Below are 20,876 nucleotides of genomic sequence, written 5' to 3'. Positions count from 1 at the left end.
CTTCGGCGGCGCTGCCCTCATCCAGGGGGTGGCATAGCGGGGAGAGAGTAGACGATGAGAACATCACTGATGATTGCGAGCGCGCTATACGCGAGCACCATGGCGGCGATCGCACCGGCAGCAGCTCAGGACAAACCCAGTGTCCTCGAGCTCTCAATCACGGACATTCAGCAGGCTTATGCCTCGAAAAAGTTCACTGCCGAAGAGCTGACACGTGCATTCCTGGATCGGATCGCGCGTTACGAACCATCATACAACGCATTCGTCACCATGAACCCGTCCGCGCTTGATGATGCTAAGGCGATCGACAGGCGCTTGGCGTCCGGAGAGAGGCTGGGCCCGTTAGCGGGAGTACCAGTCGCAATCAAGGAATCGATGGACGTCGCCGGGCTGCCATCCACTGCCGGATGGGGAAAGCTGAGTAGCCGAGCAGGAGGTGTCGACCTCATCCCCGCCACTGATGCGCCGGCGGTTGCTCGCCTGAGAGCGGCGGGAGCCATCATACTCGGCAAGACGAACATTCCGGCTTTTAGTAATGATGACACCCGCGCGAACACAAGCTGGGATGGTCCGACCTACAACGCCGTCAATCGCGACCTGGCTCCGGGTGCCAGCAGCAGCGGAACGGCAACGGCCGTCTCGGCGAGCTTCGCCGTGGTCGGCCTTGCCGAGGAGACCGGCGGCTCGATCCAGAATCCAGCTGCCGCTCAAAGCCTGGTCGGCGTGAAGCCGACCTTCGGTCTCGTCCCCAATGCCGGTGTCGCTCCGCTTGCGGGAAGCACTCGTGATGTCGTCGGGCCTCACGCAAAGACCGTCCGCGATGCAGCCATCGTTCTCGATGCTCTTGCCGGCTACACGCCAGAAGACCCGAAGACCGTCGCTTCCTTCGGAAACATTCCGGAAGGCGGATATACCACCGCCCTGAACGAAACGGCTCTGAAAGGGAAGCGCATTGGCCTGTACGGTCCTGGTTGGCGCAATCAGGATCTCACGGCGGAAACCAAGCAGCTCTATCAGAGTGTTATCGCAGAACTTGAGGCGCGCGGTGCGAAGGCCGTCTCGGACCCGTTCGCCGGATCGGGCTTCGCCGATCTGGCTCGTCTACGCGATGGGTTTGATATGCGCGGGGCCGAGTCGATCGCCTATGATCTCGAGCAGTACCTTCGCCGTCTGGGCCCCAATGCTGCGGCTCACGCGTTCCTCGATCTCGTCAAGCTGACCGGGGAGAATCCGTTCGAAGGGAAGGGATACCTAGCTTGGTATGTCGGTACACTTCCGGAACTCAAGGTCTCGATGTTAGATCCCACTACGGCGCCGAACCTCTCGGGCTTCCGTGCGCTTCGGGAGAAGTACCTGCGCATCTTCAACAAAGTGATGAAGGAGAAAGACCTGGACGCCCTCGTGTTCCCCCAAATGACGAAGCCCGTTCCGCGGCTTGTCAGTGAGGAGTACTACGGCGCAGCCACGGTTTCGGAGATTAACATCACAGGTGTCCCGGGCGTAACCGTGCCGGCTGGTGCTTATGCCAACGGCTCGCCCTTCAGTCTGATTTTAGTTGGGCGGCTCTGGGACGAAGCAAACCTGCTTGCGATGGCCTTCGACTATGAGCAGGCCACAAAACACCGCATTGTTCCCAAGCTCGTAATCTCGCCTGTTACGAAAGATAACGCCACGGCAAACTGACGAGAATGAACATGTCTCTAAGGAGGAACCACGCCTTCCGCGATTGTCCGTCAGACTCTAGCCGAAGATTCCGCGTTGCGCGGACCGATCTCGGGCTCCTCCTAAGTGGCTGGCAAAGGATGGCTGTCCTAGTCGGCCAGATCGACCTAAGCGATGCAAGTCGAGCCTGATGCGGAAATAACCATCGGCTGCAAAACTGAGGATTGTCGGCGCTCGTTGCGCCACAAGGAACGACCAGGGCTTTGCCTGAGCAGGCTCAACTGGACTTCGGCAGCGCTGCCTTCGTTCGGGGGGTGGCATAGAGGGGAGAGAGTAGACGATGAGAACGTCACTGACGATTGTGAGCACTCTGGCTGTTATCGGCCTGACAGCGGGCATGTTCGCAGCAACGAAGCCCGCCTTTGCAGACGACCAGCTCACAATCACGGCTGGGGGCGGGTCCTTCCAGCAGGTCCTGCGCAAGGTCATTTTCGATCCATTCTCGAAGGCTAGCGGGACCAAGATCAACGAAGCCGAGTACGATTATAGTAACGCCAAGATCCGCGCCATGGTCGAGACCAAGACCGTGAGTTGGGACGTGGTCTACGCCAGCGAATCGCAAATCCAGCAATTGTGTGCTGAGGGGACTATCGAGACCATCGACTGGAAGAGGCTGGGCCTCGACCGGACCAAGTTCGAGGGCGACTACACGGAGTGTGGGGTACCGGTCATCGACTCTGCCACGGTCGTTGTCTATGACAGAGACAAGCTGCCGAACGGCCCAAAAACGATCGCCGATTTTTTCGATCTGAAGAAATTCCCCGGTAAGAGGGGTTTATATAAGAGTGCCCCCGTCGAGTGGGCATTGATCGCCGACGGCGTGCCCTCCAAAGATGTTTACAAGGTGCTCAACACGCCCGAGGGGATTGATCGCGCTTTCAAAAAGCTCGACACAATCAAAAAGGACATAGTCTGGTGGACGGCTGGCGCACAGCCGATGCAGCTTTTGGCCGATGGTCAGGTCGTCATGACTGACGCCTGGCACGGCCGAGTCTATGATGCGGTCAAGAACTCCGGCAAGCACTTCGAGATCATGTGGGACGCCGCGGTATTGAATGGGAATGCTTGGATAATTCCCAAGGGCACGCCGCGGTTGGACAACGCCTACAAGTTCATCGCCTTTGCCAGTTCGCCTCAAGCGCAGGCCGGCGTGGTAAACAATACCGCTTATGGTCCGACCAACAAGGACACGATAGCGCTCGTCGATCCGGCGGTTCAGCCTCACCTTCCGAATAACCATATGGGTAATGCTTTGCGGATCGGCTCAAGCTTTTGGAGCGAGAAGGGCGATGAACTCCGCCAGCGCTTTACGGCCTGGCTAGCGAAGTAAGGCTTAACGTAGAGATGGCGGTGAGGACTTTCATTGTCCTCGCCGTCTCCCTCACCTAATGAGCGAGAAGTCTACAGCGGCATGAAAGCGATGTCAGCATTTAGCACGGAGCTTCTCCGCCCAACTCGACAATAGTCCCCGATCACGATGTTCGCGGATACGTGTCCCCCGGCGGTTGTTACTCGATGGTGCTTCGTTCATTCACGCTACCCTGGCGAGGCTATCGAGTGCTGACTGAAGTCCGACTGCAGACGATTCCGATAACCCAATGTCTTAAAAAAGGTGAGTGCCATGGATTTCCCACTGCCGAATTTTTCTATTGATCTGAAGGGCCAGACCGCGCTCGTGACCGGGGCATCGTCAGGACTTGGTGTGCGATTTGCCAAGACGCTCGCGCGATGCGGCGCACAGGTGGCATTGACTGCACGCCGGCTCGAGAGACTCGAGAGCATCGCATCGGAGATTAACGTGGCTGGCGGCAAGGCCATACCGCTGCAGCTCGATGTGACGGATGCCGATCAGCTGACCAAGGTTGTCGCCGAAGCACAGCGCCAACTCGGTCCAGTGACAATCCTGGTCAACAATGCGGGTATCCCAGACGCGCAGCGTGCGACCAAAATGCCGATAGACCTTATTGACCGCGTGTTAGACACAAATGTTCGAGCGCCCTACGTACTGTCCTGCGAGGTCGCGCGGCGATTGATCGCAGCCAAGCTTCCCGGGCGCATTGTCAACATCGCGTCGTCGTCGGCCTATTCTTATGGCGGCAACGGGGCTGCGCTCTATTCGATCAGCAAGTCCGCAGTGGTGCGCATGAGCGAAGCGCTGGCGGTCGAATGGGCGAAATTCAATATCAATGTCAATGCGATCGCGCCGGGTGCTTTCTCGTCTGAAATGATGGATGGCATGTTGCAACGCGTGGGTGACATCACGAAGGGATTTCCACGGCCGCGAATCGGCAACCCGGCGCAGCTCGATAGCACTTTGTTGTTCCTGGTTTCGCCGTCATCCGACTTCGTGACCGGCACCTGCGTGCGCGTCGACGACGTTCAGGACGGCAGGTAGGTAAGCGCCCGCGCCAGGAAAATTACTGACCGAAATACAGGAGTGGAATCGCTTGGGGCTGACCCACATTGTTCAAAGCCTCGTCGTGTTGCCCTCGAGCTATACGTTTGCCGATCGTCGGGTTGCGCGCAACGCCACCGAACTGATTCTACGATGAGCTTCTGCGTCAAACAATAAAAACTCGCCTAATCTGAGCGCTACTCGACCAGAAGTTGGCGTTTTTCTTCTGCAGGCGTGAGCTAACCCTATCTTAGCGTCAGGGGTTTCGGCAGCGGGGGCGAATGCTAGTGCAGGCTGCCCACGTCGAGTGAAGGCGAGGTCGGACGGAAATGGCTGAAGATATGATCTCCTTGGGCGAGAAGTTGTATCGCCGCGCCCAAGCGACGCCAGACGCGCCGGCGGTTAGTTGTGGCGAGATCAGCCTCACCTGCAGGCAGTTGGAGGCGAGAGCGAACCGAATTGCGCGCGCCCTGCAGAAGTTGGGCGTCAAGCTCGGCGACCTGGTCACCATCGGCCTGCCCAACAGTGTCGACTTCATCGAAGCCTGCTGGGGGGTCTGGAAGCTGGGCGCGTCGCCCCAGCCTGTGTCCTTCCGATTGCCGAGTGCCGAACTACAAGCCATCGTTGACCTGGCCGATCCGCCGGTGGTGATCGCTTTGCCGGGTATGGAGACTAATCGGCGACGCGTCACCGTCGACGACCTGCTCGCGCTGTCAGATGACGATCGACCGCTGGAGCCGTGTGTGTCCCCAGTGAAGCAGGCCGCGACTTCGGGCGGCTCCACAGGCAGGCCGAAGCTCATTCTCTCCGGTTTGCCCGGCCTCACGTCGCCCGAGCCGACTAATGATCCCGGCGGCTGGCGCTTTCGTCCAGGCGAAGCCGCTCTGATTCCGGCGCCCCTCTACCACAATGGCCCGTTCGGGTGCGCCTTGGATGCGATAACCCAGGATGGTCATTTGGTGCTTATGCCGCGGTTCGACGCTGAAGGTGTACTCGCCGAGATCCAGCGACGCAGGGTGAGTTGGATCTATCTGGTTCCCACTATGATGAGCCGGATTTGGCGATTGCCCGAGGAGGTGCGAGGCCGCTATGACATCTCCTCGCTGAAGACTCTCTGGCACTTGGCTGCGCCTTGTCCGCCTTGGCTCAAAGAGGCCTTTATTGGCTGGTTTGGGCCCGACGTGATCATGGAGCTCTATGCCGGCACCGAGAGCCAAGCTTGGACTACGATTACCGGACGCGAATGGCTTGATCATCGCGGCTCGGTTGGCCGCGTAGCCGTGGGTGAAATGAAGGCCTTTGACGCCGACGGAAATGTGCTGCCTCCGGGAGAAGTCGGTGAGGTTTACATGCGCCGCGGAGAAGGCTCGCAGCCTTCCTACCATTACCGTGGCGCAACGGCCCGCAGCCTACCTGGCGGTTGGGAGAGCCTTGGCGACATCGGCTATTTTGACGCGGACGGATACCTATACCTTGCTGACCGGCGTACCGACATGATTCTGGTCGGGGGCGCCAACGTCTATCCTGCCGAGGTCGAGGCGGCGATCGATGAGCACCCGCTGGTGCTGTCCAGCGCGGTGATCGGCCTGCCACACGAGGACCTGGGCTCGTCCATTCACGCCATTGTTCAGGCTCGACCGGGGTTAACCGCCGAGGCGCTGCTGGCGCATCTCGATGAAAGGCTGGTGACTTATAAGCGTCCCCGCACCATCGAGTTCGTTGAAGAGCCCTTGCGTGACGAAGCAGGTAAGGTGCGCCGTACCCAATTGCGCGACGAGCGTATCGCCCGCATGAAGCCGCTCGAGAAGCAAACGTGATCGGCGTCGTTTCTCTTGAAAAGAATAGCTGCAGAAGCGAGACCCGCGAGGCATTGACGCGGTTTATGCGGCCCCGACTCGCGAGATGACAAGAACCGCTTAGGCTTCCGGAGGCACCGAAATTCAGCCTTGTGCTGATCGACAGGTGCGAAGTTTTTCAGCGTAAGGAGCGAGACGCGCACCGATGCGCGCGGTGCGGATTAATCTACGGCGGCAATTTCGTTGCCCGAGCGAAGACTTACTCGCTCGCAGTTCGCAATGCGTGCGTTGTTAGATCCGACCTAATCATGCTCCGGCAACCTGGCGGTGATCACAATGCAAACGATTGAGGAGGATGCGATGGGACTGTTGGAAGGCAAGGTGGCAATCATTACTGGAGCCGGCGGGGGGCTCGGCGAGGCTTATGCAAAGCTGTTTGCGAGAGAGGGAGCGGCCGTTGTCGTTAACGATCTTGGCAGCACGCTGGACGGATCCGGCGCGAGCGCCGCTGCTGAAAAAGTAGTGGCCGAGATCATAGCGGCAGGGGGGCGTGCCGTGGCCAATGGTGACGATGTATCCACCCCGGCTGGTGGGGAAAATATCCTCAGGACCGCGATCAATGCTTTCGGCCAAGTCGACATCTTGATCTGCAATGCAGGCATCTTGCGGGACCGGACATTTGCCAAGATCTCGGAGGAGGACTGGGACCTCGTTGTTAAGGTTCATCTGAAAGGGACCTACTGCTCCACGCTACCAGTTTGGAGATGGCTCAGAGACAACGGTCGGCCGGGCGTCATAATTATGACGTCCTCAACATCAGGACTGTTCGGGAATTTCGGCCAAGCTAACTACGGGGCGGCCAAAGCCGGAATCTATGGCTTGATGCGGGTTCTCTCGATCGAAGGCCGCAAGTACGGCATTCGCGTTATGGGCGTGGCGCCAAACGCGATTACGCGGATGTGGGCAGACATTCCTGGTCTTGCGAATGGCGAACCCGATCCCATTCTTCGACCCGAGAACGTTGCTCCAGGTTTGCTCTTCATGGCCTCGGAGTTGGCGGCGGACCATTCGGGTAAGGTCCTCGCCGTATCGGGAGAGGAGATCGCCGAAGTTAAGATGCTGACCGCCGAGGGCTTCCATCCCAAAGGACAATATACCGCCCAGGACGTAGCGGCGCACGCGTCTTCGGTGTTCTTTCCGGAAGACTTGACGCGGCTACCGTGAAGGCTTGATCGGCCGGCGCTGGTTGTGGCCCAGAAGAGGTCGTCAACATCGGTTGGCACATCCAACCCATCCTGCGGCGGTCCGATCCTCCGTTCGCTGGTGTGAAACGATCATTGTTGCGTATCGCGGCTCAAGAACCATGGACCGCTCTCGGCGCAGGAGAACCCAATCTCTGTTGGGCCAACTTATTGAGGATATTTCATGCCGATTTATTATCCTGACATCCTGGAGCAGAAGAACGAGCCTCGCACCTTTAGCTATGGCCACAAGGACGTCGTGTTGTACGCGCTCGCAGTCGGCATGGGGCGAGACCCGATGGACGAGCGCGAGCTACCGTTCGTCTATGAGAAAGATATCAAGGTCTTGCCGACCGCTGTCGCAGTGCTGGCGTCGGGTAAAGGAGGGAGCTCCGAGCCGGCGCCGAACCAGAAGGCCGGCCTTCGCATCAGCCACTTGAATTGGTTGATGCTAGTGCATGGTGAACAGAAGGTCGAGCTGCACAAGCCGCTACCATCCTTCGGCACGTTCACGGCCAGCAGCCGCACGATCGGCGCCTACGACAAGGGCAAGGATAAGGGCGCAGTCGTCGTCGACGAGACGGTCTGGCTCGACACGAAGGGCGAGAAGGTTGCCACACTCACCGGCTCAAACTTCGCCCGCGGAGATGGCGGCTTCGGCGGACCATCGGAGGGCGCGCCCAAACCGCACCTTGTCCCATCCCGCAAGCCAGATCTGGTGTTGCCGTTGGATACCCGGCCGGACCAGGCGCTGCTCTATCGCTTAAACGGAGACCTTAATCCTCTGCACTCCGATCCCGGTGTCGCCAAGCGGGCCGGCTTTCCACGCCCGATCCTGCATGGCCAGTGCACATTCGGTATCACCTGCTGGGCTGTGCTACAGGCGTTCTGCGATTACGATCCCACCAAGATCCTGAGCCACCAAGCGCGCTTTTCCGCGCCGGTGTTCCCAGGGGAGACCATCACAGTCGACCTCTGGCAGGACGGAAATGTGATCTCGTTTGAGGCCCGTGTGATTGAGCGCGGCGCGACCGTGATCAAGAATGGCAAGACATTGCTGCGCACTTAAGCCCGCTGAACCGGCGGCCGGTCAGTCCCAAGCGACGGTCTTAGGGCGATGCGAGCGCGCTATTATCAGTACACTCGCGCACGCCTCCAACTCAACCAGTGCGGCTCGACGGCGTCCAGCCGATGCACCTCTTCTTAGGCGCACGTCGCCATGCTTTCGGATGCCCAGCAGCTCACATTGAGATCGCGCAAAGCCACGGGGCGCCACTAGCCTGACGAGATCATGGCGGTGAAGACCCCGCCATCTCTGGTTAACTGCGGCTGAAGCTTCATAAGAGCACGAGGTTCTGATCGCCGGGGTTCCGCAGAGGCTTGCTTGTGAAGCCCTCGTTCAGCTTCCGAAGATCGCCAATTCTATGTCGGATCTTTTCCTCGAACCCAGCAGCGAGCCGTGTCGTCCTCGCCCCAGCCGGCTCACGCAAAATATAGGCTAGGCTCGTCATTTACGCAGGGGGAGGCGCCGCCGCGCGACACCTTCCAGGCGCGAGGAAGATCGAGTCGCGGTTGCGGCAGACCTAATTTTAGGCACTTGCACCGAGGTCGATTGTGATGCACTCACCACTGATCCCCGAGGCAGAAGGGCTTGCAAGAAAGCCAATCGTTGCCGCAACCTCACGCACGTCAACAAACCGATTACCGGGTTGCGACGCGCGGAAGGCCGCCATCACCTCGTCGGTGCTCATGCCGCGATTTTTTGCTTGAGCTTCCAGTTGACCGCGCATAAGCGGGGTATCCATCCAGCCTGGCGCGACGGCGTTAACAGTCAGGCCGTGCGCACCGCCTTCGAGCGCGGCGGTACGGACCACGCCAAGAACTCCGTGTTTAGCGGCACAGTACGCAACCTTTTGCCGTGCACCGCCGTAGCTGGCAACTGATGCCGTGACCACAACCCGACCACCTGGGGCCTTCGTCAGAGCCGGCCATGCTGCCTTGAGCGCGTGGAATGGCCCGTCCAGCATCAGCGCATTAAGACGATCCCATTCGGCGTCGGGAAACTGATCGAAGGGGGCCATGAACTGCAATCCAGCATTCAACACCAGGATGTCGAGACGCCCAGCAGTCTTGAGTACATGAGCGATCATGTCTCTATTCCCGCTCGCAGTGGCAAGATCCGCGTGAAAGACACCTTCGCCCACGAGGTCGACGCCGTGCACGTCGGCTCCGCGTTCGGACAATTCAGTCACAATAGCCTTGCCAAGCCCTCCTGTCGCTCCGGTTACGAGCGCGACTCGGCCCTCGAGCGACCATCCATGCGGGTGGCGCCGCTGTTGGTGGCTCTCACTACCGAACTTTGCCATTCGTCTTTCTCCTACGTGTTGGCTCGTCAAATGGATGCGATCATCTTAAGCAAGTCTCGCGCTCAATGTCGCCAGGGGCATTCACCCGGTTACGATTGTCTGGCCTCAGATAAATCAGTTGAGCTTCCCGCAAAAAGTCACTGCGAGAGGACGGCGGCGCCAAGCGCAAGCGAGACCGCCCAAAAGACGGCAACTGCGCAAGTGACATTCGAGACCAAGTATCCGGACAGGATGGGATTTGCATTTCACGCAGAATATGCTGCCAATCATGTTGAATTGCCCCGTAAAAGGAGCTCAGTAAGCAGAAGTTCCGCGCCAAATTGGACGAATGCGGAGCTTCTCTGCGGGCGGACGTGCTGACGCTGAGACACTCAAAGGATAACAAGCACTCGCCGATAATGCGGCCTCCGATCCGGTTAGTCGCCTCCCCCCTCCGCAGCCTGCTTCTGCAGAATACTCAGCTCTGATTAAGAACGGCTACTCGTCTCCGTCGGCCCATTAAAATGTAATTCGCACCGTTTCGCCGAGCGAGGTTGAGGTTCTCGGATAACCACGTTCCGATGAAGACCTCGCGAGCGCGGTTATTGAGAATGTAGCCGCATCCCGCGCTCACGAGAATGCCACCGATTCAGCCGCTGCGGCAGTGAATGCCCGCGCTCTAGTCTCCGCTCATGCGTATCACTGGACTATGGCTACGGCTTTCGAGCCCTGGCGCATCACACATGCGCTCTCGGAAACACCGAGCGAATAATGCATCGCAAGCCGCTTCCAGGCGGGCGAGGGCTGCAGGATCGACACTCGCCGATCGCGTGGTCTCTGCGCCCGAAGCAGAGGTGAACCAGAGGCCGGGCTCATTGCTTGACGTTTTCAGCCTGCGAGAGGCATCAACTGGGCGATCCGATCGGCGCCGGGATTTCAATCTTCGGCTGCGTCTATTCAGGGATCAAATTGGTGAACACGGAAAGCAGGGACTTCGAGCCCCGTACTTAAGAAGCCCCGGAAAGCCGAGGAGTTTTGCGCTCCCGGTCGAGCACCAGAATGTACCGTCCACTGCGAGACCTCGATTTTTGGCGTAGGCCGCTCGTTGACAACTCGACACATGTATTGGGGAGCCGAGCGTGGCCTTGGGCCGCTCACGCCTACGACAGCAGCAATGCCGTCCTCGTTCGTTGCTGGGGCGTGGGACAAACGGCGCGTCACGAAAAGGATGGTATTTCCGCATACGACAGTGCCAATTCGTGCCGAATGTGGAGGGTGGCAAGCTCACTGACGTTCGGCTTCGTCACCGCTGCCGCTTCGATAGAAGCGAGCCTGTTCAGAACCGAGCCATTTTGAAACTTGGGGCACGAAGTCATCTTCATAGCTTATGATTCATTTTGGCCAATTCCGTCTCTGCAGCAATCGCGGCGCCGCAATCGGGATGAACTGGCAGTCAGGCTGAGTGCCGAATAAGCCTACAACACGCCGATACTCTGTTTTTGAGAGGCCAATCGGCTATTCTTGGCGATCGAGGCGAGTCGTTTGTTAAGGTAGTCAAGGGACGCCTCGTCGAGCCCTGCGAACATCGTCAAATTGAGAGCCTGCCTCTTGTTCGACAGGTTCGTAATTTCTGCCTGCGCCTTTTCTGTCAGCGAGATCTGCAGGAATCTGGCGTCATCGGGAGAAATGACGCGAGATAGGAACCCCTTCTCTTCCAGCTTTTTCGTTTGGTTCGTCACGAAGGCCGGATAGATTCGAAGCTTATTTGCCACAGCAATCCCGGAAACTCCGCGACCTTCATCCAGATCGTTGATAGCCATCAGAATCAACCATTGCGGTTCGCTGATTCCCATCATCTCGGCCCATCCCTTATGTATTTCCGCAAGTTGGGAGTGGATTTCGACGATGTTCCAGATGAAGCCGCTGACGGCCCTATCCAATTGATCTTGTTCGCTCATCTTGGTCTTTCCGCCACATTTTGGTGCCCCCGACAGGCACGCATTTGATCCTTAGCGGGAAAGCGTTCGGCCGTCTCGATACGAATTGACGCGACATACCGGTCATGCAAAAAATTAATTGACGAAGATAATCAATGCAAGCTATCTAAGCTGCAGACCTTCAGGCAATTTAGCCGACGGTCATGTCAAATCTCCAAGGAGAGCCTCCGGGATGCCCCCTGGGGGCTTTTTTTGCATTTTTAGCCTCCCAAAGGTCACTCCGTTCCAGAATCTGTTGCTGAATTGCAACTCACCCTCGCGAAATATTAACGTCTGCTATTAATTAATTGAAGTAATTGATGATCGAAACTATAGCACGATGGACGGAGAGGGGGCGCCTCGAAGTCGTTCCGTCAAGGCCAGCCCACTGGGGTGAGGCTCATAGCGGCGGATCTGGACGACGGAAACGATATTTCAACTTGGAGCTTCATCGATGAAACTGACAAAGGGTCTCATCCTCGGTTCTGCGGCAATGTTCGCGGGCGCCGGGGCGCAGGCAGCCGATCTGCCCGTCAAAGCAAAGCCGATCGAATATGTGAAGATCTGCTCACTATACGGTGCGGGATTCTACTACGTCCCAGGAACCGACACGTGCATCAGACTGGGTGGTTACCTGCGTGCCGATACCATGCTGGCAACGAACAGTGACCTTGATGCAGCGAGCAGCGGTGTAGCTGGCGCCCGCAATCGCCTCAGCAACTATTTGCAAACCCAAAGTCGTCAAGATCTGCAAATCGATACGCGCACGGCGACCGAATACGGCGTGGTCCGGACGTTCGCTGAATTGGCCTTCACGTGGAGAACTGGTACCTATAGCGGAACTGGCACAACGGGCATAAACGGCGCGACAGCCTACACTACATCGCTCACTTCTCAGGTCGCTGGCGGCGGACTCGGTATTTACTACGCCTTCATTCAGTTCGCTGGGTTCACATTCGGTAAGGCCGAATCGCAGTTCAGGACGCCCTGGGGCGAGTATCCGGCCAACAACATGGAGTTGCCGGGCAGCGCGGGCTGGGACCCTGTGAATCAGATCTCTTATACCGCAGACTTCGGTCAGGGTATCACGGCATCATTCTCGGCCCAGGACCAGGTCCCGAACTATCAAAGCAATGTCTGGAATGTGAGCGGCGCAACGGCTGCAGGTCTCGCGACCGGCACCTACGGAGCTAACGACATCGGCGGATCGCGAGCCCCAGATCTTGTCGCGCGGGTTCGCGTCGATCAGGCGTGGGGCCTGTTCCAGGCTTCGATCGCTGCGCACGACAATCATGCCGCTTACTATGGCGCCGACGAAACAACCGGACATCCAGGCGACAAGTGGGGCTGGGCCGGACAGTTGGCGTTGTCGATCAAGAACCTCCCGACTGGCCCAGGTGACACGATCAACCTGACGGCTGTGTATACGAATGGTGCGAGCCGCTACAACTTCCACGACTATATGGGCAACACCTTCGCAATGTACGGCGGTACCGGCGTCGTCGGTGCCTACCAAAGTCTCGGTCTCGCCGGAGTCTCTGACTCTGTGTTCGTCACCGGTGCCAGTCAGCAGCTGACCACGACTTATGGCTTCAACGGTGGCTACACGCACAACTGGAACCCATACTGGAATTCCTCGGTTTACGGTGCGTGGGCGGCCGTACGATATAACAACACGGCCAAGGGCTATATCTGCGGAGCCTTCGTCACGACCCTCGCGCTATCGACCGGCGCTTCCGGCTGCAATCCCGACTTCAACTACGCAGTTGTTGGTACAAAGACGTCCTGGACACCGGTCAAAAATCTGGCCTTCACGGCTGAACTTGCCTACATGATGCTCGACCAGAAGTATGCGGGCGGAAGCACCGTGACACTGCCGCTGCAATCGAGCATCGCCAAACCCGCCGCTGCATACGAGCTGAAAGATCAGAACAGCCTCGTGTTTATGCTGCGCGCTCAGCGCAACTTCTGAACTTCGAGAAACAGCGAAAGGAGAAAGAATCGGTTCTGTACAGCAGTCAAACCTCCAGAAGGCCTCTGGCATGCCCGCCGGAGGCCTTTTCAACATTTTGCGAATTGGACGCAGCAAAACGTTCTCGATGCTCCCCATCTTGGGTTGGCCAATACTCTTCGGCAGCGGAGTTTTTGGATTCCCAAATTTCGTGTGTTTTCAGCGCACCGATTGTTCGCTTGAAGGTGAGATATGCCTAGAAGGAGGCGACGACATTTCCTTTCCCTGCTGTTCAACAGCCTGCTCTCATGTTCGCTGTCAAGAACTTGAATGAGCGCGATGTTCCTGGCGGCGCGCGGGCGGTGAGCTTCGGCAGTGCCCAAGGCGGGAGGCGGAGCTAGAGACGACGGTGACCGAGCTCTCATGCCGCGGGCTGGCTACCCATGACCGTGGTTTCGTCTTGGGGCTGCCTCGGCCTAGCTAGAGGACGAGCCTCGACAGAGCCGCTCATAGCGTAAGCGGCAGGCTGAGCTTGCAATTACCCACATTTGACATCGGATTTGAACGACGCGCCGCGGACGAAATCTTGAATCGGGAGAACTGCTGGAACAGGCGGCCCGGGCCTTTGACGCGGGTGTCGGGCGGGAGAGCGAGGAGGCTCGCGAACGCGAGATCGATAAGCTGCACGCCAAGATTGGACAACTGACAGTCGAGCGCGATATTTTAGCGCGGAGGTCCGGAAGATGAGCACGCCGGACCGTCGAGGAATGCTCGATCGCGCCGACATGGCGCTGTCGATCCCCCGGCAATGCATGTTGCTTGGCATCGCGCGCTCTGGGGTCTACCGGCCGCTACGGCCGGCCAACGACAACGACCTCGCCCTGATGCGGCGGATCGACGGGCTGTTCACCGCCTGGCCATTCCTGGGCTCGCGGCGAATGACCGCGATGCTGAAGGCTGAGGGGCTTCAGGTCAATCGCAAGCGCGTGCAGCGCTTGATGCGCAAGTTGGCATCGCGGCGCTGGGACCGAAGCCGAACACGACGAGGCCGGCGCCGGGCCACAAGATCTATCCCTATCTGTTGCGCACATGCCGATCGACCGGCCAAACCAGGTATGGGCGGCCGACATCGCGTATTTGCCCATCGACGGCGGCTTTCTTTATCTCGTCGCCATCATCGACTGGGCGAGCCGTGCGGTTCTGGCGTGGCGGTTGTCAAACACGATGGACGTCTTGTTCTGCGTGGCGGCTCTGGAAGAGGCGCTGGCGAAGTACGGCCCGCCGGAGATTTTTAACACTGATAAGGGCAACCAGTTCACCAGCGCGGCCTTCACCGGCGCGCTGGCGGCGGCAAAGATCAAGATCTCCATGGATGGCCGCGGTCGTTGGATGGACAACGTCTTCATCGAGCGGCTGTGGCGGTCGCTTAAGCATGAGGACATCGTGTGCTGTGGAAGTCAGGCTTCGGCATGAAGCCTGACGAAGCTTTGTCAGAGATGGAGGATGGCCCTCCGAAGTCGACCTGCAGGGTAGACGTCAAACCACTCCGGGCTGCGAGGGTAAAGAGCCCTGGAAGTGAGCGTTGGAGGAAAAGGCGGAGGAAACTCCGTCAGGTGAGATCCGAGGAGACGAACGTAAGTAAACCGCTGATGACGTGTCGTAACGTGTTCTATCGACGCCGAAACCGGGATCAGGATGTCTATCCCGCGAGCAAGGGTTGGGGGGAGCCTGCCGACTGCCCAACCGGCGTCCGGCATGAAGGCGGCGTGACCTCGGATCAGGCTTTGACAAGGAACACAGGAACCTGTCGCTCCGATGTGAAGGGAGGACTCCAAGCGGCTCGTCGCCGCAAGGAGCAGAGTACCGATGCGGAGCACAGGGGCGGAAACGCCCGTATTAGGGACGAAGGCGCTGTAATGGCACTGGACCGAAGGGGCGTTGTCATCCGGCTTTACGCGGTCGACAACCCGAAAGGGGATGATCGGCATGAGTAAGGCCAAGCCGTTTTGTATTGCCAAACGCGATGTGTGGGAGGCGTATAAGCAAGTGAAGGCTAACCAAGGGGCAGCTGGTGTTGACGGGCAGTCGATCGAAGACTTCGACCGAGATCTGAATAAGAATCTCTATCGGATCTGGAATCGGATGAGTTCGGGCAGCTACTTTCCGCCTCCGGTGCGGCGCGTTGACATACCGAAAGGCGGAGCTGGCAGCACGCGACCGTTGGGAATACCAACGGTCTCGGACAGGATCGCCAAGATGGTGGTCAAGCGTTATCTTGAACCGATCCTGGAGCCCGTGTTCCACATGGATTCCTATGGGTATCGGCCAGGGAAATCAGGCACATGATGCACTGGCTGTGGCTCGGCGTCGATGCTGGAGCCACGATTGGGTGCTCGACCTCGACATCAAGAGCTTCTTCGACGAAATCGACTGGAGCCTTCTGATGAAGGCCGTGCGCCCCCACACCGACTGCAAATGGGTCTTGCTCTACCTGCAAAGGTGGCTGGAAGCGCCCGCGAGCATGCCGGATGGAAGCTTGGTCAAGCGCACAAGAGGAACTCCGCAGGGGGCTGTCATCAGCCCGCTGTTGGCGAATCTCTTTCTTCATTATGCGTTCGATGTATGGATGAGCCGAGAATATCCGGGTGTCCCATTTGAACGATATGCTGATGATGCCATCGGCCATTGCCGAAGCGAAGCGGAGGCGCGTGACTTGTGTCGGGCGCTCGAAGCGAGGTTTGCGGAATGCGGGCTACGGCTGCATCCGGAAAAGACCAAGGTCGTGTATTGCAAAGATGCCAATCGCTCCGGCGCTTATCCGGAGCAGTCGTTTGACTTCCTCGGCTATAGCTTTCGGCCGAGGATGGCGAACAATCGACACGGTGAGCGGTTCGTCTCATTCAGCCCGGCCGTCAGCAAGAAGGCCGGGAAACGGATGCGGCATACCGTGCGCAGGTGGCGGCTGCATCGGCGCAGCGATCTTGAGTTGGTGGAAATCGCCAAATGGGTCCGTCCAGTCCTGACGGGCTGGGTGCGCTACTACGGGCGGTTTTATCCCTCGAAGCTTCAAGAGGAGTTGCGCACGATCGATGCCTACATCGTTCGATGGGCAACACGAAAATACAAACGGTTCCGAGGACACACGTTGGCGGTATGGGAATGGTTGCGATCGCGGAAGCGACGCAATCCAGGCCTGTTCGCTCACTGGGTTGCCGGATCAACGGTTGGATGACGGGAGCCGGATGAATCGCGAGGTTCACGTCCGGTTCTGAGAGAGCGCGGGGCTGCAATGCCCCGCGCCACTCACCTATCTCAAGGGCTATGCCGACCGTCGCGAGGCCAAAGCAGGGATCGCGAGCTGCATCGCCTTCTACAACGATCGCCGCTTTCATCAGGCGCTCGGCTATCGCGCGCCGATGGCGGTCTGGCGCGAACGGATGCAGGCCGCGAAGGCTGTGGACATGGTGGACAACGCTGACGCGTTGACCACATGCCCTCTGCAGCAGACAGAAGCTCTGGCTGCGTGATAGAAAGGGATCAGGAGCGATCCGTTTCCAACTAACAAGTCGGTTCAACCGGTCCCGCTCCGCGGGTCCATTTCAGTTGAGCACCTGATTCGGAGGCGCGGGGTGCTCGATGGGCTTGGTGAAGGAACGCGCGGAGGTGCGTGTTCAACGATTGACGACCGGTATCGATCGAGACGTGGGTTAATCGGGAAGCTGCAGGATGCGAGTTTAAGGGTGAGCGGCTTGGCCGTCGGTTCTGCAAATTGCTCGCACAAATCGGGAGCGACATGGGTCAATTATAGAGGTTTCGACTTAATCTTACAGCATGGTTTGATCTGGCGGGGAATGGAGCTGCGGGCCAGCGGGAGCGCTCACCCGAAAGAGCGCTCCCGCGCAGCCCGCAGCGTCTTGCACAGGAGACGCTACCATGACGCAAGAGCAGAAGGTCATTCGCGCAAAGGTTGGAATGCTGGAACTGGCCAAGCAGGTCGGCAATGTCAGTCAGGCCTGCCGGATGATGGGCTATCGCCGCGACAGCTTCTACCGGTTCAAGGAGCTGTACGACAAAGGCGGCGAGCTGGTGCTGATCGAGATCAGCCGCAAGAAACCGATCCTGAAGAACCGTGTCGCGCCCGAGATCGAGGCGGCTGTCGTCGACTTGGCGATCGAGCAGCCGGCCTGGGCCAGGTGCGGGTCAGCAATGAGCTCAGGAGCCGGGGCCTGTCGATCTCACCGTTCGGCGTGCGGGCGGTGTGGCTGCGCCACGACCTCGCCAACGTCAAGAAACGGCTGAAGGCGCTGGAGACCAGGTTGGCCAAGGACGGTCTGGTGCTGACCGAGGCCCAGCTGTCGCGTTGGAAAAGGCCAAGTCCGAGAAGGAAGCGCATGGCGAGTTCGAGAGCGGGTGCCCCGGCTACTGCGGCGCGCAGGACACCTTCTATGTCGGCAATATGAAGGGGGGCGGGCGCATCTATCAGCAGACCTTCATCGACACCCACAGCATGGTGGCGTTCGCCAAGCTGTATGACCACAAGACGCCGATCACGGCGGCCGAGCTGTTGAACGACCGCCGAGTATTGCGGCAACCCGGAGCATCTTGAATACGAGCTGTATCTTGCTATCGAGGACGTCGATCACACCCGTACCAAAACCAAGAGCCCGCAGACCAATGGGATTTGCGAGCGCTTTCATCGCACCGTGCTCGAGGAGTTCTACCGCGTGGCGTTCCGCAAGAAGGTCTATCCGAGCATCGTCGCGCTGCAGGGTGATCTCGATGAATGGCTCACCGCCTATAATGAAACGCGCCCACATCAGTGCCGCTGGTGTTAGGCAAGACGCCGATGCAGACGTGGCTTGACGCGCGCCCCTTGGCGAAGGAGAATCTGCTGACGGCCGCGTGACGCCGGACGTGAGATCTTTGTCGGACACCTGCCGGGACAAAGCACCGGCTGTCAGGTCAAGTCTCTACTCTTACAGGTCAAAGCATTGAACAATTCACCGTTGTGCTGGCCGCACACGAGTGCAAACAGCGTTCACCAACGCCGCCTCGTACTCTCCTGCGATTTCCTTGATAAGCTCGGCAGCCCCCATGACCGAGCGCACGCCTGACACTGAATGACCAGCACACCAGATGTTGTCCCAGCGCGGGGAGGCTTCGCTAGACCTCATACTGCCAGCTCTCTGCATCGCGCGCGCTTCGGACACTGAATCGTCAAGTCTTGAGGGATCGAGACCAGCCGCGACGACTGAGCTCTGCAGCACGTTCGCATTGAGTCCCCAAAATGCGCTGGTTAAGATGATGTCATCAAGTGTGCTATCGAGCAACATCTGTCGATAGGTATCGCTTGCCATGCTTTCCCAGGTGGCGATGAAGCGAGTACCCATGCAAGCGAGATCGCACCCAAGCATCCGCGCTGCCGCTAGTGAAATGCCGTCCGTGATACCACCCGCAAGTACAATTGGACCATCGAATATGGCGCGGACTGAGCGAACAAAAGCAAACGGATTGGCCCACCCGGTATGACCTCCAGCGCCGGCGGTCAGCAAAATCAAGCCGTCTGCACCGGCTTCGATGGCTTTTTCCGCATGATGCAGCGAGGCAACGTCGGCGAACACGAGACAACCGATTTCGTGCAAGCCATCGACTGCAGCAGCCGGCGATCCCACGCTGGTGATGACAATCTCCACCTTGTGACGTACGAGACAGGCAAGATCATCCTTGAATCGTCGGTGACGGATCATGAGCGTTGGGCAGTGCGGGGCGACAGGCTGATCCAACTTTGCGAGGTCATCTTCAATCTGGGTTAGCCAATGATCGAGTTCCTCAACCGATCGGGCATTCGTGGTGGGAAACGCGCCGATGGTTCCCGCCCGGCAGACGGTAGTCACAAGATCGACCCCGGAGACATCGGCCATGGGCGCGATGATCAGGGGTATAGTAAGCCGGGAAGAAAGAGCATCGGGCGACCTGCCACTCTCGTAAAATGCGGTCACCGCTATCGTCCTTTGAGCTGGATCGCGTTTCGGAAGAGATGTCTTCCGGCGTTCCTGCCGCTCATCTGGGGCAAGAGCGCCTTGACGGTTGGCATTTGCGACATCAGTGAAGCATGGGCAGCATTAGCTAGTGCCGCTCGAGTAAGCAATTGACGAGTTCCACGCAAACCGCGTCGGTGCCGATCGATGTGTAGGGCAAGCCGACAAGCTAAAGCGCTGTTAATGACCGCTGGCGACAACAACTTGTCGATTTGCATCGCGAACTCTCCGAAGGGTTTTTTGATCGGCCCGACGCCTACCAGCCAATTGGTGGCATGTTCATGCAATCCACTCAATTGTTAACGTTGAGAGTTGACTAGAGCGCAGATGGTAAGTCAGTCGCTGGTTCCAGGTGCGGGAGCATCGAGCTAACCCATTCTCGGGAGCTGCTCTGTGTGGTCCGGCCCAGCGGGCGGATCGAATCAAGCTGGTGTTTTGGAACGCAACGGGTTTGTGTTTGTTCGCCAAGAGGCCGAAGATCGAGCGGAGAGCTTGCCGGCGCCTTTACGCCGCGCATTGTCTTCGATGTCGGTCATGGTAAAGAACGGGCGCCGTGCATGCGCCCAAGACGCCGCCTCCCGGATCGGTCCGAGCTGGCGCCCGGCCAGATAGACCTGGTTATACCCGTCACTATGCTGAGCAACACATAATGTCGCGTCGTAGACTATGTTGCGCAGCCTCGGTGGAGCGAGGGCTCTGCCGTCGTTTTCGGTGGTCTGCAGCACATAATCAGTGGGGGGCCGCTGCAAGCTCTTTATGAAGATCATCAAAGAGGGCGAACGCAAAAGGCACGGCGCGCGCACGCCGGCAGCCCAGAGATGTCGAACGCTGGCCAGCGACCTTGGTCTTCATCTCCATGTCGACCTCTGCGTCGACATGCGTCGTGTCCGGGAGACGTGTCCCAGCCATGCGTGAATGGTACTGATATCAACGCCGGCCCGCAGCGAGTGGACTGCGGTCGTGCTGCGGATGGTATGTGGGCTCACACGCTTGCCGACCAAGGACGGGACCAATTTGCTGGCCAACGCGGCGGAGTGTACTGCGAGGCGAAACCGCGTCATCGGCTGGCTCTGGCGGCTGATGAAGACAGCGTCATTCGCGTGGCGGCCAGCCACAAGGTGTATCAGCGATGCTGCAGTGACAGGCCACAGGGACACATCCGTAGCTTGTTGCCTTTACCGAGGATGCGCACCGCCGGTGAGGCATCGAGCCGGAGATCGCCGATGCTCAATCGTGTGGCCTCGTGGGCGCGTTGTATAGATAGAGCAGCAAGGTATGATCGCGGGCGCCCAGCACATCGCGGCGATCGGGCTTGTAGCGCGTCGATCTGGATGGGAAGGCGCGGCAATCTGGGGTTCTTCCGCACATTTGGTGCAGGGTGCAGGATTCACGAACAGTGCGAATAAGGGCAT

15 protein-coding genes and 3 pseudogenes are annotated in these 20,876 nt (G+C 58.7%); 12 read left to right on the top strand and 6 right to left on the bottom strand.

The window, feature by feature from the left end; translation table 11 throughout:
- Positions 1 to 54 precede the first annotated feature (54 nt).
- From WN73_RS13820 to WN73_RS13795, 6 genes are all read left to right on the top strand, one after another.
- Positions 55 to 1,683, top strand: coding sequence for an amidase (locus WN73_RS13820; RefSeq protein ID WP_271553271.1), 1,629 nt, complete (start codon positions 55 to 57; stop codon positions 1,681 to 1,683).
- Positions 1,684 to 2,002: 319 nt separating this feature from the next.
- A complete protein-coding gene (locus WN73_RS13815; RefSeq protein WP_271553270.1) occupies positions 2,003 to 3,052 on the top strand; it encodes an ABC transporter substrate-binding protein in 1,050 nt (349 codons plus the stop codon).
- Between the two features lie 291 nt (positions 3,053 to 3,343).
- Positions 3,344 to 4,117 (top strand): SDR family NAD(P)-dependent oxidoreductase, encoded by a 774-nt coding sequence (locus tag WN73_RS13810; RefSeq protein WP_271553269.1) that lies wholly within the window; start codon positions 3,344 to 3,346, stop codon positions 4,115 to 4,117.
- 329 nt (positions 4,118 to 4,446) lie between these two features.
- Positions 4,447 to 5,934 carry an AMP-binding protein gene (locus WN73_RS13805; protein ID WP_271553268.1) on the top strand — a complete coding sequence of 496 codons (1,488 nt, stop codon included), beginning with the start codon at positions 4,447 to 4,449 and terminating at the stop codon, positions 5,932 to 5,934.
- 339 nt (positions 5,935 to 6,273) lie between these two features.
- Positions 6,274 to 7,137: an SDR family NAD(P)-dependent oxidoreductase gene (locus WN73_RS13800; RefSeq protein WP_271553267.1), complete on the top strand. Its 864-nt coding sequence runs from the start codon at positions 6,274 to 6,276 to the stop codon at positions 7,135 to 7,137.
- A gap of 201 nt (positions 7,138 to 7,338) precedes the next feature.
- Positions 7,339 to 8,223 (top strand): MaoC/PaaZ C-terminal domain-containing protein, encoded by an 885-nt coding sequence (locus WN73_RS13795; protein ID WP_271553266.1) that lies wholly within the window; start codon positions 7,339 to 7,341, stop codon positions 8,221 to 8,223.
- Between the two features lie 520 nt (positions 8,224 to 8,743).
- Here the strand turns inward: WN73_RS13795 and WN73_RS13790 are convergent.
- Positions 8,744 to 9,520 (bottom strand): SDR family NAD(P)-dependent oxidoreductase, encoded by a 777-nt coding sequence (locus WN73_RS13790; RefSeq protein WP_271553264.1) that lies wholly within the window; start codon positions 9,518 to 9,520, stop codon positions 8,744 to 8,746.
- A 1,454-nt stretch (positions 9,521 to 10,974) separates the two neighbouring features.
- On the bottom strand, positions 10,975 to 11,457 hold the full coding sequence (locus WN73_RS13785; RefSeq protein WP_271553263.1) for a MarR family winged helix-turn-helix transcriptional regulator: 483 nt from the start codon (positions 11,455 to 11,457) through the stop codon (positions 10,975 to 10,977).
- Between the two features lie 472 nt (positions 11,458 to 11,929).
- Between WN73_RS13785 and WN73_RS13780 the strand changes: the two genes are divergently transcribed.
- The 6 genes and pseudogenes from WN73_RS13780 to WN73_RS13765 all read left to right on the top strand — a co-directional run bounded on the left by WN73_RS13780 (position 11,930) and on the right by WN73_RS13765 (position 18,332).
- Positions 11,930 to 13,447, top strand: coding sequence for a porin (locus tag WN73_RS13780; RefSeq protein WP_271553261.1), 1,518 nt, complete (start codon positions 11,930 to 11,932; stop codon positions 13,445 to 13,447).
- A gap of 722 nt (positions 13,448 to 14,169) precedes the next feature.
- Positions 14,170 to 14,376: pseudogene (locus tag WN73_RS44625) on the top strand (IS3 family transposase); the annotation flags it as partial.
- Positions 14,377 to 14,515: 139 nt separating this feature from the next.
- Entirely contained in the window at positions 14,516 to 14,899 is a 384-nt protein-coding gene (locus WN73_RS44620; protein ID WP_442870089.1) for a transposase, read from the top strand.
- A 513-nt stretch (positions 14,900 to 15,412) separates the two neighbouring features.
- Positions 15,413 to 16,658, top strand: a pseudogene (gene ltrA / locus WN73_RS13770) (group II intron reverse transcriptase/maturase).
- A 462-nt stretch (positions 16,659 to 17,120) separates the two neighbouring features.
- Positions 17,121 to 17,234 carry a transposase DNA-binding-containing protein gene (locus WN73_RS44615; RefSeq protein ID WP_442870090.1) on the top strand — a complete coding sequence of 38 codons (114 nt, stop codon included), beginning with the start codon at positions 17,121 to 17,123 and terminating at the stop codon, positions 17,232 to 17,234.
- 125 nt (positions 17,235 to 17,359) lie between these two features.
- A pseudogene (locus tag WN73_RS13765) lies at positions 17,360 to 18,332 on the top strand (helix-turn-helix domain-containing protein).
- Positions 18,333 to 18,426: 94 nt separating this feature from the next.
- Here the strand turns inward: WN73_RS13765 and WN73_RS13760 are convergent.
- The 4 genes from WN73_RS13760 to WN73_RS13745 all read right to left on the bottom strand — a co-directional run.
- Positions 18,427 to 19,425 (bottom strand): NAD(P)H-dependent flavin oxidoreductase, encoded by a 999-nt coding sequence (locus tag WN73_RS13760; protein ID WP_271553259.1) that lies wholly within the window; start codon positions 19,423 to 19,425, stop codon positions 18,427 to 18,429.
- A 768-nt stretch (positions 19,426 to 20,193) separates the two neighbouring features.
- Entirely contained in the window at positions 20,194 to 20,322 is a 129-nt protein-coding gene (locus tag WN73_RS13755) for a hypothetical protein (RefSeq protein ID WP_271553273.1), read from the bottom strand.
- Positions 20,313 to 20,525 (bottom strand): tyrosine-type recombinase/integrase, encoded by a 213-nt coding sequence (locus tag WN73_RS13750; protein WP_271553258.1) that lies wholly within the window; start codon positions 20,523 to 20,525, stop codon positions 20,313 to 20,315. Before WN73_RS13750 ends, WN73_RS13755 begins: the two co-directional genes overlap by 10 nt.
- 166 nt (positions 20,526 to 20,691) lie before the next feature.
- The coding region (locus WN73_RS13745) for a hypothetical protein (RefSeq protein WP_271553257.1) at positions 20,692 to 20,876 on the bottom strand (185 nt) is incomplete at its 5' end.

The sequence above is a fragment of the Bradyrhizobium sp. CCBAU 45394 genome (assembly GCF_028128655.1).
Classification (GTDB): Bacteria; Pseudomonadota; Alphaproteobacteria; order Rhizobiales; family Xanthobacteraceae; genus Bradyrhizobium; species Bradyrhizobium diazoefficiens.
This window is presented reverse-complemented; position numbering and strand designations above follow the sequence as displayed.

What these genes read in the sequence shown, in the direction of transcription:
- WN73_RS13820 (WP_271553271.1), top strand. Translation starts at nt 55, where the DNA reads ATGAGAACATCACTGATGATTGCGAGCGCGCTATACGCGAGCACCATG.
- WN73_RS13815 (WP_271553270.1), top strand. Translation starts at nt 2,003, where the DNA reads ATGAGAACGTCACTGACGATTGTGAGCACTCTGGCTGTTATCGGCCTG.
- WN73_RS13810 (WP_271553269.1), top strand. Translation starts at nt 3,344, where the DNA reads ATGGATTTCCCACTGCCGAATTTTTCTATTGATCTGAAGGGCCAGACC.
- WN73_RS13805 (WP_271553268.1), top strand. Translation starts at nt 4,447, where the DNA reads ATGGCTGAAGATATGATCTCCTTGGGCGAGAAGTTGTATCGCCGCGCC.
- WN73_RS13800 (WP_271553267.1), top strand. Translation starts at nt 6,274, where the DNA reads ATGGGACTGTTGGAAGGCAAGGTGGCAATCATTACTGGAGCCGGCGGG.
- WN73_RS13795 (WP_271553266.1), top strand. Translation starts at nt 7,339, where the DNA reads ATGCCGATTTATTATCCTGACATCCTGGAGCAGAAGAACGAGCCTCGC.
- WN73_RS13790 (WP_271553264.1), bottom strand. Translation starts at nt 9,520, where the DNA reads ATGGCAAAGTTCGGTAGTGAGAGCCACCAACAGCGGCGCCACCCGCAT.
- WN73_RS13785 (WP_271553263.1), bottom strand. Translation starts at nt 11,457, where the DNA reads ATGAGCGAACAAGATCAATTGGATAGGGCCGTCAGCGGCTTCATCTGG.
- WN73_RS13780 (WP_271553261.1), top strand. Translation starts at nt 11,930, where the DNA reads ATGAAACTGACAAAGGGTCTCATCCTCGGTTCTGCGGCAATGTTCGCG.
- WN73_RS44620 (WP_442870089.1), top strand. Translation starts at nt 14,516, where the DNA reads ATGCCGATCGACCGGCCAAACCAGGTATGGGCGGCCGACATCGCGTAT.
- WN73_RS13755 (WP_271553273.1), bottom strand. Translation starts at nt 20,322, where the DNA reads ATGGAGATGAAGACCAAGGTCGCTGGCCAGCGTTCGACATCTCTGGGC.
- WN73_RS13750 (WP_271553258.1), bottom strand. Translation starts at nt 20,525, where the DNA reads ATGACGCGGTTTCGCCTCGCAGTACACTCCGCCGCGTTGGCCAGCAAA.